Source organism: Streptomyces sp. Edi4 (assembly GCF_040253615.1).
GTDB lineage: Bacteria > Actinomycetota > Actinomycetes > Streptomycetales > Streptomycetaceae > Streptomyces.
Genome location: NZ_JBEJGY010000004.1, coordinates 7,123,114 through 7,136,301, shown reverse-complemented (window position 1 = coordinate 7,136,301; position 13,188 = coordinate 7,123,114). Strand labels below are relative to the sequence as shown.

Genomic DNA, 13,188 nt, shown 5'->3' with positions numbered 1-13,188 from the left:
CGGCGTCAGCTGTGCGCGTACGTCAGCTGTGCACTCCGGCGCGGTATTTGGGGAAGCGGGCGGTGACCTTCATGCCCGCGCCGACGCCGGTCTCGATGACGAGACCGTAGGTGTCCCCGTACACCTGGCGCAGGCGTTCGTCAACGTTGAGCAGGCCGATGCCACCCGAGGGCCCGCCATCGCCGCGCAGGACGCGGCGCAGGCGCTCGGGGTCCATGCCGGCGCCGTCGTCCTCGATGACGACCTCGGCCTCGTTGCCCGCGTCGAGGGCGCTGATGGTGATGCGCAAAGGAGCCTCCCGCTCCCGCGCGGGCCGGGGGCCCCGGGGGTCCGCGGACGCGCCCTCGACGCCGTGCTTGACGGCGTTCTCCACCAGCGGTTGCAGACACAGGAAGGGCAGGGCGACCGGCAGGACCTCGGGCGCCACCTGGAGGGTGACCGACAGGCGGTCACCGAAGCGGGCCCTGACCAGCGCGAGGTACTGGTCGACGCAGTGCAGCTCCTCGGCGAGCGTGGTGAAGTCGCCGTGCCTGCGAAAGGAGTAGCGGGTGAAGTCGGCGAATTCCAGGAGGAGTTCGCGGGCGCGCTCCGGATCGGTCCGTACGAACGAGGCGATCGCGGCGAGGGAGTTGAAGATGAAGTGCGGGGAGATCTGGGCCCGTAGTGCCTTGATCTCGGCCTCGATCAGACGGGTGCGGGAACGGTCGAGTTCGGCCAGTTCCAGCTGGACCGAGACCCAGCGGCCGACCTCGCCCGCCGCGCGCGCCAGGACCGCCGACTCGCGGGGCGCGTAGGCGACGAGCGCGCCGAGCACCCGGTCGTCCACCCTCAGCGGGACGGCCACGGCCCAGCGCAGCGGGCAGTCGGGCCCGGCGTCCGCGCAGGACAGCGCGAACGCCTTGTCGCGCCCGGTGTCGAGCAACGCCCTTACCTGGTCCATCACTTGGGAGCCGTGGTGCTGCTCCCCCGCGCCGTCCCAGGTGAGGATGGTGTCGCGGTCGGTGAGACAGAGCGCGTCGGTGCCGAGCAGCGAGCGCAGGCCCCGGGCCGACTTTCGGGCGGCCTCCGCGGTCAACCCGGCACGCAGCGGTGGCGCGGCGAGCGAGGCGGTGTGCAGCGTTTCGAAGGTGGCGTGCTCGACGGGGGTGCCGACGTCGCTGGTGCGGGCGCGCCGCGCGCTGCGGCGGCCGAGCAGGAATCCGGCGGCGGCCAGGAGGGGGCCGAGGAAGAGCAGGGCGGCCAGGGTCACCGGCTCACCCCCCGGCGGACCAGCGCCTCGGGCAGGTGGAGGCGGGCCATGGCGGCGTTGGTGCCCGCCGGGATCCGGCCCGGCGTCGCGAGCGACACTCCGGCCATGGTGAGGAAGCCGACCGGCACCGACCACACCGCGGGCCAGGCGAGAAGGGTGCGCGCGGGACCGGGCGGTACCGCTCCGAGAACGGTGGCGGCGACGGCCAGCAGCGCGGAGCCGCCGCCCAGGAGCAGCCCGGCGGCCGCGCCCGGCGGGGTCAGCCCCCGCCACCAGATGCCGAGCACGAGCAGCGGGCAGAAGGAGGAGGCCGACACCGCGAACGCCATGCCGACGGCGTCGGCGACCGGCAGCCCGCTCACCAGGAGCGCCCCGAGCAGCGGCACCAGGATGGCGAGCGGGGTCGCGAGGCGGAAGTGGCGCACGCCCCGGGCGGGCAGCACGTCCTGGGTCAGGACTCCGGCGACCGCCATGGTCAGGCCGGAAGCGGTGGACAGGAACGCGGCGAAGGCGCCACCCGCGACCAGGGCGCCCAGCAGGTCGCCGCCCGGGCCCCCGACGAGACGCCCCGGCAGCAGGAGCACCGCCGCGTCGGCGTCACCGGTGAGCGCGAGTTCGGGGGTGTAGAGCCGACCGAGCGCGCCGTACACGGGAGGCAGCAGATAGAACGCGCCGATCAGGGCGAGCACCACGACGGTGGCCCGCCGGGCCTCGCGGCCCCGGGGGCTGGTGTAGAAGCGGACGACGACATGGGGCAGGCCCATGGTGCCGAGGAACGTCGCCACGATGAGCCCGTACGTCGCGTACAGCGGGTGGCCGGCGCGGGCTGCGCTGCCGGGGACGCGCGCCTTGGCGTCGAGGCCGAGCCGGGCGCCGGCCTCCACACGGTGCTCGCCCGCGCCGAGCGTCAGCGGCTCGCCGTCGTGACGGCGGCCGTCGACCACGCCGTTGATGTGGACGCGCAGCGGTTCGGTCAGGCGCAGCGCGAGCGGGTCGGCGACGCGCACGGTCTGCTGCTGGCGCAGCGCGGCCGGTTCGCCATAGACGGGGCGCGGCGCGCCGTCGCCGCGCCAGGCGATGACCAGGAAGAACACCGGGACGAGCAGCGCGGTCAGCTTGAGCCAGTACTGGAAGGCCTGGACGAAGGTGATGGAACGCATGCCTCCGGCGGCGACCGCCAGGACCACGACAGCGGCGACGAGCACCGGCCCGAGCCAGCCGGGCGCGCCGGTCAGGATCTTCAACGTCAGCCCGGCGCCCTGGAGTTGGGGTACGAGATACAGCCACCCCGCGCCCACCACGAACACGCTCACCAGGCGGCGCACGGCCCGCGATTCGAGCCGCCCCTCGGCGAAGTCGGGCAGGGTGTACGCGCCCGAGCGGCGCAGGGGGGCCGCGACGAAGAGGAGCAGCACCAGATAGCCGGCGGTGTAGCCGACCGGGTACCAGAGCATGTCAGGGCCCTGGACGAGGACGAGTCCCGCGATGCCGAGGAAGGAGGCGGCGGAGAGGTATTCACCGCTGATGGCGGCCGCGTTGAGGCCGGGGCCCACGGTGCGCGAGGCGACGTAGAAGTCGGATGTGGTGCGCGACAGGCGCAGCCCGAACCCGCCGACGAGGACGGTGGCGAGCACGACGGTGGCCACGGCCACCACGGCGTACGTCTGGCTCACGGGGCGACGCGGCCTTCCGTCGGGCGGCCCTGGGGCGGGTGGTTCGGCGTCGGGTGCTCCCGTGTCGGGTGGCTCCCCGGTGCGCGGCCCTCGAACGGGCGGTCGGCGATCAGGCGGGCGAAGTCGCGTTCGTTGCGCTCGGCGGTCCGCACGTACCACCAGGCGATGAGGCCGAGCGGCGGATACAGGGCGAAGCCCAGCACGTACCAGGTGACCGTGGGGTCGTCCAGGGCGCGCAGGGCGAGCGGCAGCGTGGCGACCGTGAGCGCGAGAACCGCGAACCCGGTGAGCGCGGCACGCAGTTGACTGCGCATCAGGGACCGCACATAGGCGCCGCCGAGCGCGGTCTGCTCGTCTATCTCGGACTGGGCGCGGTGGCGCGGCAGCGGGCGGACCCCTCTCGGCTCCCCCGTGACCCTCTCGCGGCGCGCCGCCTGCTCTGCCGCCATGGCGCGGAGTGTACGCAGCGCCCGGGGCCCGGCGAAAGAGCCGGTTCAGTGCGGGGCGCGCCCCAGCAGCCGGTCGCGCACCGTGCGGGCGTGGCGTCGGCTGACGGGGAGTTCGGCCTCTGCGACGCGCACGCTCATGCTGCCGCCTTCCAGGCGGAGTTCGTCGATCCGGTCGAGCGCGACGAGGTGGCTGCGGTGGATCCGGACGAAGCCCCGGCTGCGCCAGCGTTCCTCGAGGGTGGACAGCGCGATCCTTACGAGGTGACTGCCGCGCGCGGTGTGCAGACGCGCGTAGTCGCCCTGGGCCTCGGCGTAGGTGATGTCGGCGATGGCCAAAAAGCGGGTGACGCCGCCGAGTTCGACGGCGATCTGCTCGGGTTCCTGGACCGTGGTGGCGCGGTCGCCGACGAGCTCGGCGACCCGGCGCACCGCCTCGGCAAGGCGCTCACCGCGCACCGGTTTGAGCACGTAGTCGACGGCCTTGAGGTCGAAGGCCCGTACGGCGAAGCCCTCGTGGGCCGTGACGAAGACGACGAGCGGGGGCCGGGCGAACCCGGCGAGCAGGCGCGCGATGTCGAGACCGCTGAGGCCGGCCATGTGGATGTCGAGGAAGACCACGTCGAGTCCGCGATCGCCCTCCTGGCACCCTTCAAGGGCCGCGCCGATGAGCCGCAGGGCCTCGGTGGCGCAGGTCGCGCCCTCGGCCGAGTGGATACGAGGGTCGGAGCGCAGCAGATAGAGGAGTTCTTCCAGGGCGGGGGCCTCGTCGTCGACCGCCAGTACGCGCAGCATGGGGCCGGAGTGTAGGGGCCCGGGCGGCGCGGTGTCTGAGCGTTCGGCACGGTCGCGCCGTATCTGTGGGCATGAGTTCGCCGCAGATCCACCGGGACGCCGGGGCCTACGCCCTTGGCGTGCTGGGCGCCGCCGACGCCTTCCGCTTCGAGGACCACCTCGACGGCTGCGCCCCGTGCCGGGCGGCGCTCGCCGGGTTCGGCGAGGTCGCGGCGCTGCTCGCGGCGTACTCGGCGAACGGGCCGGCGCCGGCCGGGCCGGTGTCGCCCGAGATCCTTCACCGGATGCTGGGGGCGGCGGCCGGGCGGCGCCGGCGCGGGCGCGTGGCGTGGATGGGGCTGGTGGCCGCCGCGGGGGCGCTGGTGGCGGGCGGGCTCGGCGTCGCCCTGGACCCGACGCCTCCGCAGTGGCAGGTGGCCGCGCACACGCCGGGTGTGACGGCGTCCCTGGCGACGCGGGCGCGGGGCTGGGGCACGGATGTGGAGCTCGCGCTGGCGGGCGCGGCGCCGGGGACGTGCACGCTGGTCGTGGTGGGACGGGACGGCACGCAGCAGACGGTGGCGACGTGGGCCGAACGGGGCGGCGCTCCGGTGCGGATGCTGGGCTCGGCGGCCCTGGCGCAGGACACGATCGCGCGGTTCGAGGTACGGGGCGGCGCGAGCGGGACGCGGCTGGCGACGATCACGCCCGGCTGAGGACGGGCTCCGCACCCGGCGGGGCTACTTGAGGAACTTCGAGGTGCGGCGGTCCGCGAGGATCTTGCCGTCGGTCTGACAGGTGGCGCAGTACTGGAGGGAGGAATCGGCGAACGACACCTCACGCACGGTGTCCCCGCAGACCGGGCACGGCTCGCCGGTCCTGCCGTGGACGCGAAGCCCGCTCTTCTTCTCCGCCTTCAGGCGCCCGGCCGCAAGACCGCGTGAGCGTTCGACCGCCTCGGTGAGGGTGGTACGCATCGCCTCGTACAGGGCGGTGATCTCCTCGTCGGTCATGTGGGCGACGGGCTTGAAGGGGGACATCCGCGCCACGTGGAGGATTTCGTCGCTGTAGGCGTTCCCGATGCCGGCGATGAGGCACTGGTCGCGCAGTGCGCCCTTGAGCCGACGCCGCTCGCCCGCCAGGAGCGCGGCGAGCTCGTCGCGGCCGAAGCCGGGGGCCAGCGGATCGGGGCCGAGCCGGGCGATGCCGGGGACCTCGGCCGGGTCGCGCACGAGGTATACGGCGAGGCTCTTGCGGCTGCCCGCCTCGGTGAGGTCGAAGCCGGCGCCGCCGGCGAGGGTGACCCGCAGGGCGAGCGGGCCCTTGCCGGGCTTGGGCGGGGCGGCGGGCAGGGTGTCGTGCCAGCGCAGCCAGCCCGCCCGGGCGAGGTGGACGCACAGGTGCAGCCCCTCGGCGTCGATGTCGAGGAACTTGCCGTGCCGAGCGACACCGGTGACGCTCCGCCCGGCCAGTTCCGTGTACGGCGGGTCGTACGTCTTCAGGGCGCTGATGGCGACCGGCTGGGCGCCGGCGATCTCCTGCCCGACCAGATGGTCGGAGAGGAAGTCCCGCAGGGCCTCGACTTCGGGCAATTCCGGCATACGTACCAGGGTGCCCCGGCCGGGCCCGCTCAGCGAGCCATGGGAGGCCGCGAAGGCCCCGCCGGGGCGGCGGTCACCGCCCGGCGCCGCGCTCGGGGACGACGAACTCGCACCACACGCACTTGCCGCCGCCCCGCGACTCCACGCCCCACACGTCCGCGAGCCGGTCCACCAGCATCAGGCCGCGCCCGGACACCCCGGACGCGCCGGCCTCCCGACGGCGTGGCAGCGCGCTGGAACGGTCCTCCACCTCGACGCGCAGACGGCGTTCGGGGCCCGAAAGCACCCGGATGGTGACGATCGCCCCTCCGTCGGTGTGCATCAGGGCGTTGGTGATGAGCTCGTCGGCGGCCAGCTCGATCTCGTCGGAGCGCTCGCGCGCGCCCCAGGCGCGGACCGCCGCGCGGATCATGTGCCGCGACGAGCTCAGCGCCTCGGGGTCGTTCTGCGCCACGTGCTGGCGCAGCCGGCCGCCGCCCCTCGGCACTTCCGTGACGTCGCGGCGCAGGAGCAACAGGGCCACGTCGTCGTCGCCGCCCCGCTCGTCGACCTCGTCGCACAGCCGGTCCGCCAGCGCCTCCAGCTCCTCGGGTCCCGATCTGACAAGCGACGCCAGGAGCCGCATGCCGTCGTCCAGGTCGGCGCCGGGCTGCTCCACCAGACCGTCGGTGTAGAGCAGCAGGGTCTGGCCCGGGTCGAGCTCGACGGTCGAGACCGGATACTCCAGCCGTCCGAACTCCGCCGAGAGTCCCAGTGGAAGGCCGCCCTCCACCGGCATTCTGCGGCAGCTGCCGTCCGGGAGGCGCACCAGCGGGTCGACGTGCCCGGCGCGCACGATCTGGAGCACCCCGGTGCTCAGGTCGGCCTCGGCGTACGTACAGGTCGCGAAGCGGTCGGTGTCCAGCTCGTGCAGGAAGACCGAGGCGCGCGCGATGACGGTGGCCGGCGCGTGTCCCTCGGCGGCGTACGCGCGCAGCACGATGCGCAGCTGGCCCATCACGGCGGCCGCGTGCGTGTCATGTCCCTGGACGTCGCCGATGGCCACGCCGACCCGGCCGCCCGGCAGCGGCACCACGTCGTACCAGTCGCCGCCGATGTCGCGGCCGAACCGTGCCGAGCGGTAGCGCACGGCGAGCTGGGCGCCGGGCACGTCGGGGATGCGGCGCGGCAGCATGGCCTGCTGAAGCCCCTCGGCCAGGTCGTGCTCCTGCTCGTACAGCATGGCCCGTTGCAGGGACTGGGCGATCGAACTGCCCAGCGCCACCAGGAGGTTGCGTTCGTCGCTGCTGAATCCGCGTTTGCCGCTGTAGAGCAGTCCGATGGCGCCGATGGGGCGGGCCTGGGCGATGAGCGGGAGGTAGGCGGCGGAGGTGATGCCGAGTCCGCTGATGTTCGGCCACAGGACCGGATAGGACTCGGCGAAGTCCTCGGGCGATTCGATGAACCGGGGGGCGAGGGTGCGGACCACTTCGCTCATCGGGTACTGCTCGTCCACCCGCGTCCAGCGGGTGCCCGGCACGAAGCTGCCCTCGGGGCCCTCGGCGATCAGATGGATGCGGCCCGCTTCGAGCAGGCCCATCACCAGACTGGTGGCGCCGAGGTATTCGGGGCCCCGGGAGTCCCTCATGACGTCGATGACGTCCTTGACCGTCCGGGCGTGCGCGAGGGCGGCGGTGGTGGCCTCCACGACGCTGGTGGTGCGGCGCCGCTCGTCGTCGAGGCCGACCCGGGCGGTGGCCTCGGTCAGTTCCTCGGTGGCGTCGCGGACGATGCCGATGATGCGCAGGGGACGGCCGCTCTCGTCGCGGCGCACGAAGCCCTGGGTGTGCGTCCAGCGCAGGCTGCCGTCCCGGCGGCGGATGCGGAAATACACGCCGTAGTTGACGCTGCCGTTCTTCAGCGCCTGCGAGACGAGCGCGTCCAGCCGCAGGGCCTCGGCGGGCGGCACCCGGGCGGCCAGCGTGTCGGGCCGGTCGTCGTAGTCCTCGGCGCGCAGGTCGAAGACGCCGAGCGCGGGCTCGTCCATGTGCAGGAGACCGGTGGTCAGGTCCCAGTCGAAACTGCCCATCCGCAGGTCGGGGCCGTAGGAGTGCAGGAAGCGGCACTCCTCGCCGTCGGCCGGACCGCCGCAGTGGCACAGTTCGGCCGCGCCGGCGTCCCCTTCAGCCACGTCCATGGGGCCACGCTAGGCGCAGCCAGGACCGTGCGCACGCGCAGAGCGCGGGCCCCCGCCCGCGGGGCGCGGGGGCCCCGAACGGTCAGCGCGCCGGGGACGCCTGGCGCAGGGCGGTGATGCAGCTGCCGATGGCCGACTGGAGGGCTTCGAGACGCTGGACCATGTCGTCCTCGTAGAAGTCGCCCGCGTCGTCCAGTGTCAGCTCCTCGAACACCTTGGTCGCCTTGTGCAGGCTGCTGTAGAACTTCGTGCGGCGCTCCTGGACGCGCAGCTCCGGGTCGGCCTCCACGGCGTCGGCGACCAGGCCCTTGACGGTGTCGTACGCCTCGGTGGCCCACTCGCAGGACTCGTCGGCGTCGTCGAGCTCGTCGAGCAGCGAGAGGTGGCGCTCGGCCTCCGCGCGCAGCTCGGCGGGGGCCTGGACGGTCTGCCCGGCGGGTGTGCGGATCTGGCCGTTCTCGACGATCTGGCGGACGTAGCCGATGCGGTCGGCGGCCCGGGCCTCGGTGGCGACCGCCTTCTTCAGGACGTCGGTACGGGCGATGTCGCGGGCGAGCTCGGTCCCGAGCGCCGGGTCCTCGCGGACGCGGTCGAGGAGCGCCGTGCGGGCGGCCTGGGCCGTGCCGGGGTCGGCGAGGATCGCGGCGCGCAGCGCGGTGGGGTTCTCGGCCACCTCCAGGGCCTTGGTGGGGCGGATGCCCTCGGCCTCGGCGGCGGCCGTGATGGCGCTGCCCCGCTCGGAGGTGGCGCTGGAGCGCGACACGTAGTACGTCAGCCACACGTCCGCGTCGGGCAGCTCGATGTCCTCGCCCGGCACCAGCGCCTCGAAGAGCGGGACGAGACCGTCGTCGGATGCCTTGTCCCACGCCTTGTAGTAGCGCATGACGCGCTCGGCGGAGCAGCCGGCCAGCGCGCCGAACTCCTTGGCGGACACCTTGGGCGTCTCGCCGGCCGCCTGCCCGCCGGGGCGCACGCTGCGGGCCACCTTCAGGGCGAACGCCCAGCCGCCGGTGCGGGCGTAGGCGCCGAACTCCCGGGCGTCGCGGGCCACGCTCTCGTGCACCTCGCAGACGGGCGGCGCGGACGGTTCGGGCAGGTCGATCGCGACGGTCACGGAGAAACGCTCCTGGCTGCTCAAAGGGGCGACGAACGAGTCGGACAAGGGGTGCAGCCTATATGCACCCCTTGGTCCGCCTTTTCGTGACTCCCCGAACCGGGCCGGGCGCCGGGGTCTCAGACGTTCTCGGTCTCCGGCGACGGTCCGTAAATGTCGTAGTCGGGGCTGCTCGGTACGCCGCTCGGGACATCGGTGGGCGGCGCGGGCATGTCGCCGGACGAACTCGGCTCGGGCACGGGCGGCGACGACGGCGACGAGGCGGGCGGCGAGACCGGCGGCGCGGTCACGGTGGCCCTCGGGCAGCCGCTGGGGGACGGCGCGGGCTCGCTGGCCGGCGCGGACGGTGTGGCCGGCGCGGACGGCGTGGACGGGGGCGATGGGGTGACGGTCACGGTGGGCGCCGGGCTCGGGCAGTCGGGACTCGGCGCCGGGCTGGTCGCGGGCGGCGAGGTGCTGGGGCTCGCCGGCGGGGACACGGGCGCGGGCACGAGCGGCTCGGCAGGGTCGATGTGGATGTCGGGGCGCCGCCGGTCGTGCCGGCCGTCGTCGCCGGTGGGCCGCTCGATCCAGGTGTTGTTGACGACGTTGACGATGATCAGGTTGTTGATGACCACCGTGGTGGGCCGCACGACGACCACCCGGTCGGCGCGGTAGCCCGGCCAGGGCTTGCCCTTGGCACTGAAGCCGCCCTGGTGGGCGCCGGGCGGCTTCAGCGGGTTCCCGCAGGCGCACCGCACCCGTGGCGCGCCGTGGTCGTCCACCAGGACGGCGGTGCCCGCCTGGAGCACCGACTGGAAGCTGGTTTCCGCGCCGGCGCGGAAACCGTGGTTGGTGACCCGGGTGTCCACGCGCAGCACGACCGGGGTGAGGCCGCGCAGGAAGGACGGGACCGAGCCGGGATCGACGCCCGCCGCGCCGGCGAAGGCCCGGTTCTTGGCCCGGTCACCGCTGAGGAAGCGGATCTGCTTCTCCACGTCGCAGCTGGCCACCGACTGCGTGCCGCCGTACAGGCCGGGCGTGGAGCCCGAGACCGGGCGCGCCGCCGGGACCGCGGACGGCTGCGCGGTGCCGTTCGGCGCGGAGGGCGTGGCCGGGGCGGGGGTCGCCGCCGCTTCGGCGGTGGACCGCGTGAACGGGTCGGGGCCCGGGGCCGCGATCGGCTGGAGGTCGAGGTCCTGGCGGCTGTCGGCGCCGCTCGCGCCGCCACCGCATCCGGCGGCGAAGGCGCCGAAGGACAGCACGGCGGCGGCAGCGGCGATGGTGCGCAGGGTCGAGGGCACGTGGATCTCCCACCTGTACGCCCCGAGTTGGCCCCTCATTGTGTGCGGGAGCCTCCTGCCCCGCGCAAACGGACGGGGTCAGAACGGGCGAGTCACAGCAGTTCGGGCCGCTGCCAGGGCGCCCCGAGCACGTGGTGGTCGAAGAAGTTGAGCAGTGTCGAGTACCACAGCCGGGCGTGGGTGGGCCGCAGTATCCAGTGGCCCTCGTCGGGGAAGTACAGGAACTTCACCGGTACCTCGCGGCGCTGGAGCTCCTGGAAGAGGGCCATGCCCTGGCCGACGGGCACCCGGTAGTCCCTGGCGCCGTGCACCACCAGCATGGGCGTGCGGATGCGGTCGGCCGCGCGGGAGGGGCAGTTCTCCTCGTAGCGCTCGGGCCGGGTCAGCGGGTCCCCGAAGATCTCGCGGAAGTACGGCGAGGCGTCCGACTCGGCCTGCAAGGAGCGCATGTCCCAGATCGTGGCCTGCGAGACGATCGCCTTGAAGCGGTCGGTGAGGGTGGCGACGCGGCCGGCCAGGTAGGCACCGTACGAGGCGCCCGCGAGCCCGGTGCGGGTCCCGTCGATGTCGGGGCGGGTCTCGGCGGCGTCGGTCAGGGCCATCAGATCGTGGTAGGGCCGCCCGCCCCACTGGCCCCAGCCGCGCTCGTGCATCCGGGGGCCGTAGCCCGCCGAGAGCGCGAGGTCGGGCAGCAGGACCGCGTAGCCGCGCGCCGCGAAGGGCCAGGGGTTCCAGCGCCAGGTCCAGGAATTCCAGGAGACCTCGGGCCCGCCGTGCGGGAAGACGATCAGGGGCGCGGGCCGCTCGGCGCAGGCGCCTTCGGGCAGCACGAGCCAGGACCGCAGCGGGAACTGGTCGTCGGCCACCGTGTGCACCTCGGTCAGCGTGCCCGGCAGCCGGCCCACGCCACCGGGCGCCTTGAGCACCACGGGCTCCTGATCGGGCGCGGCCGCGTCGAGGCGGACCGGAGTGGGCGGCGCGTCGACGGCGGCGCGCAGGGCGTACAGCGTCCGGCCGTCGGGTGCCACGCACAGCGAGGTGTACGCGCCTGAGGCGGTGAGCCGGGTGACCGTGCCGTCCGGGTCGCGCCGGAACACCGGGGCGTGGCCGCGTTCGTCGGCGGTGAACCAGAGCGTCGCGTCAGCGGCCAGGGGCGAGACGACGACCCCCATGGGCCAGTGCTCGAAGCCGGCCAGGAGCTCGCTCTCCGCGCCGCTCGCGAGATCGACGCGGACCAGGGTGTAGGAGAACGGCGTCTCGTAGGTCGCGATCCGCCGGCGCACGCACAGGAGCGCGGTTCCGTCGGCGGTGAACATCGGGGCGCCGTATTGGTAGCCGTCCCGGTCGACGACGAGCAGCTGTTCGCCGGTGGCGGCGTCGGCCACCACGACGACCGCGTGATGGTCGGCCGGCAGGCGCCCGGGCGCGTAACGGGTGTGGGCGACCCGGGTGCCGTCCGGCGACAGCGCCGTCTCCGCCTCGCTCGGTGCGCCCTGGCCGCCCGCGTCGACCGCGACGCCGTCCCCCGCGGTGGCGCGGACGAAGGTGTGCGGCTCGTCCGGGCCGAGGTCGCTGTCCCAGAACCGGGTCGTCCCGGTCTCGTAGAGGATCGCGGTGACCTTGGCGCCGGCGCGGTCCGCGCGCAGCTTGCCGTGCGCCTCGGCGTCGGCGGCGCCCGGCAGCAGGCCGGCGGTGTAGGCGAGCACGGGGGCGTTGCCGGCGAGCGTGAACCCGGCGATGCCTCCGGGATGGCGGGCCACGAGCGCCGCCTCACCGTGCTCGGGCAGCGCCCACACGCCGGGGCCCTCCGCCTCGTCCAACGCCGTCCCGGGGTCGTTGTCCGCGCGCCCGGAGAGGAAGAAGAGGGTTCCGTCGGCATGGAAGGCGGGCGCGTACTCGCCGGCGCGGGAGCGGGTCAGCCGACGGGGCTCGCGGCGCGCCGAGGGGTCGATGTCCCAAAGGCCCGGCACATATCCGTTGCCCTCGGCGTTGAGGCCCTGCACGGCGGCGACCAGCCGCTGTCCGTCGGGCGAGAGCGCGAGCCGGCTGACGCGTGGCGTCGCGAGGAAGGCGGACAGGTCGTGGAAGGCGGTGGGCTCACCTGATATCTCGGGCATGGCGGCCATCGTGCCCGCGGCACTCGCGGCCCACAAGGAACGGGAGAAACCTGGGACATTCCCGACATCACCGACAGCCTCGCAAGCTCCGACAGGCCTGACGCTGCGTCAGCTGCTGTGCTCGGGAGGGGCGTTGAGATGGCGGCGCCTTGGTGGCGCGCATCTCGCAGGATGCGCGGTAGGTACGCCGTCGGCCCGTGCCCCCTCAGGGAACACGGGCCGACGGCTCGCGCGGGTCAGTCGATGCCGGGCAGGATGTGCGGCTCGGCCAGGTCGTCCTCGTAACCGGCGAGACGGATCGGGGCCGAGCGGGCCCAGACCTCGATGTTGCGAAGCTTCTCGGGTCGTCCGGGCCGCTCGCCGCCGCGTTCGGGCGTCCGGCGTTCGCGCTCTGTCGTCTCTGGTGTCACCGCGCACTCCTCTGTGTCGCGTAACCCTGGGCGTCCCGGTCGCGTCGCGCCGCGACCCGGTGTCCATCCGCCCTTGGGCAGGGTCTTGGGCAGTTCTGACGCGGTGGCGCCGGCACTCTGTCCGCATCACGGCCACAGGTTGCGGGACGGATCCGGAACGGGCCTCGAGGGCTGGTGGACCCGCTGTGGCTACCGTTCGCACCAGAGTAACCAAATGAGCGCGGTAGCGCTCGATAGCGCCACTTCCTTTGCGTCAACTTTCCTTCTCCGGGCGTTCAGCCCGGTGTTCATCCCGCCATGATCTGCTGACCCGGTCGGCCGCCGCGCGCGGGGAGGAGCACGGAT

Annotated in this window: 10 protein-coding genes and 1 pseudogene; 1 reads left to right on the top strand and 10 read right to left on the bottom strand. The window is 73.9% G+C overall.

Annotation, left to right across the window (positions count from 1 at the left end; translation table 11 throughout):
• Nucleotides 1-22 precede the first annotated feature (22 nt).
• The 4 genes and pseudogenes from ABR738_RS34110 to ABR738_RS34095 form a co-directional block, all read right to left on the bottom strand.
• Nucleotides 23-1,249, bottom strand: a complete 1,227-nt coding sequence (locus ABR738_RS34110; protein WP_350233790.1) for a sensor histidine kinase — start codon at nt 1,247-1,249, stop codon at nt 23-25.
• On the bottom strand, nt 1,246-2,922 hold the full coding sequence (locus ABR738_RS34105; RefSeq protein ID WP_350233788.1) for a sodium/solute symporter: 1,677 nt from the start codon (nt 2,920-2,922) through the stop codon (nt 1,246-1,248). Before ABR738_RS34105 ends, ABR738_RS34110 begins: the two co-directional genes overlap by 4 nt.
• A gap of 95 nt (nt 2,923-3,017) precedes the next feature.
• A pseudogene (locus tag ABR738_RS34100) lies at nt 3,018-3,371 on the bottom strand (hypothetical protein); the annotation flags it as partial.
• A gap of 45 nt (nt 3,372-3,416) precedes the next feature.
• Nucleotides 3,417-4,163 (bottom strand): LytR/AlgR family response regulator transcription factor, encoded by a 747-nt coding sequence (locus ABR738_RS34095; protein ID WP_350233787.1) that lies wholly within the window; start codon nt 4,161-4,163, stop codon nt 3,417-3,419.
• A gap of 71 nt (nt 4,164-4,234) precedes the next feature.
• Between ABR738_RS34095 and ABR738_RS34090 the strand changes: the two genes are divergently transcribed.
• The gene (locus ABR738_RS34090; RefSeq protein ID WP_350233786.1) at nt 4,235-4,858 is read left to right on the top strand and encodes a zf-HC2 domain-containing protein; all 624 of its coding nucleotides are present in this window, start codon (nt 4,235-4,237) and stop codon (nt 4,856-4,858) included.
• Nucleotides 4,859-4,882: 24 nt separating this feature from the next.
• Here the strand turns inward: ABR738_RS34090 and ABR738_RS34085 are convergent, their stop codons facing one another.
• The 6 genes from ABR738_RS34085 to ABR738_RS34060 all read right to left on the bottom strand — a co-directional run bounded on the left by ABR738_RS34085 (nt 4,883) and on the right by ABR738_RS34060 (nt 12,843).
• Entirely contained in the window at nt 4,883-5,743 is an 861-nt protein-coding gene (locus ABR738_RS34085; protein WP_350233785.1) for an Fpg/Nei family DNA glycosylase, read from the bottom strand.
• Between the two features lie 73 nt (nt 5,744-5,816).
• Nucleotides 5,817-7,811, bottom strand: coding sequence for a SpoIIE family protein phosphatase (locus tag ABR738_RS34080; protein ID WP_350234868.1), 1,995 nt, complete (start codon nt 7,809-7,811; stop codon nt 5,817-5,819).
• A gap of 190 nt (nt 7,812-8,001) precedes the next feature.
• Nucleotides 8,002-9,033: a hypothetical protein gene (locus ABR738_RS34075; protein ID WP_350234866.1), complete on the bottom strand. Its 1,032-nt coding sequence runs from the start codon at nt 9,031-9,033 to the stop codon at nt 8,002-8,004.
• A gap of 119 nt (nt 9,034-9,152) precedes the next feature.
• A complete protein-coding gene (locus ABR738_RS34070) occupies nt 9,153-10,316 on the bottom strand; it encodes a DUF6777 domain-containing protein (RefSeq protein ID WP_350233784.1) in 1,164 nt (387 codons plus the stop codon).
• 92 nt (nt 10,317-10,408) lie between these two features.
• Nucleotides 10,409-12,433 (bottom strand): prolyl oligopeptidase family serine peptidase, encoded by a 2,025-nt coding sequence (locus tag ABR738_RS34065; protein WP_350233783.1) that lies wholly within the window; start codon nt 12,431-12,433, stop codon nt 10,409-10,411.
• Between the two features lie 236 nt (nt 12,434-12,669).
• Complete coding sequence (locus ABR738_RS34060) at nt 12,670-12,843, bottom strand: hypothetical protein (protein ID WP_350233782.1); 174 nt, start codon at nt 12,841-12,843, stop codon at nt 12,670-12,672.
• Nucleotides 12,844-13,188 lie beyond the last annotated feature (345 nt).

Bases quoted from the DNA above. Each gene is read 5' to 3' on its own strand.
- ABR738_RS34095 (WP_350233787.1), bottom strand. From the start codon at position 4,163: ATGCTGCGCGTACTGGCGGTCGACGACGAGGCCCCCGCCCTGGAAGAA.
- ABR738_RS34090 (WP_350233786.1), top strand. From the start codon at position 4,235: ATGAGTTCGCCGCAGATCCACCGGGACGCCGGGGCCTACGCCCTTGGC.
- ABR738_RS34085 (WP_350233785.1), bottom strand. From the start codon at position 5,743: ATGCCGGAATTGCCCGAAGTCGAGGCCCTGCGGGACTTCCTCTCCGAC.
- ABR738_RS34080 (WP_350234868.1), bottom strand. From the start codon at position 7,811: ATGGGCAGTTTCGACTGGGACCTGACCACCGGTCTCCTGCACATGGAC.
- ABR738_RS34065 (WP_350233783.1), bottom strand. From the start codon at position 12,433: ATGCCCGAGATATCAGGTGAGCCCACCGCCTTCCACGACCTGTCCGCC.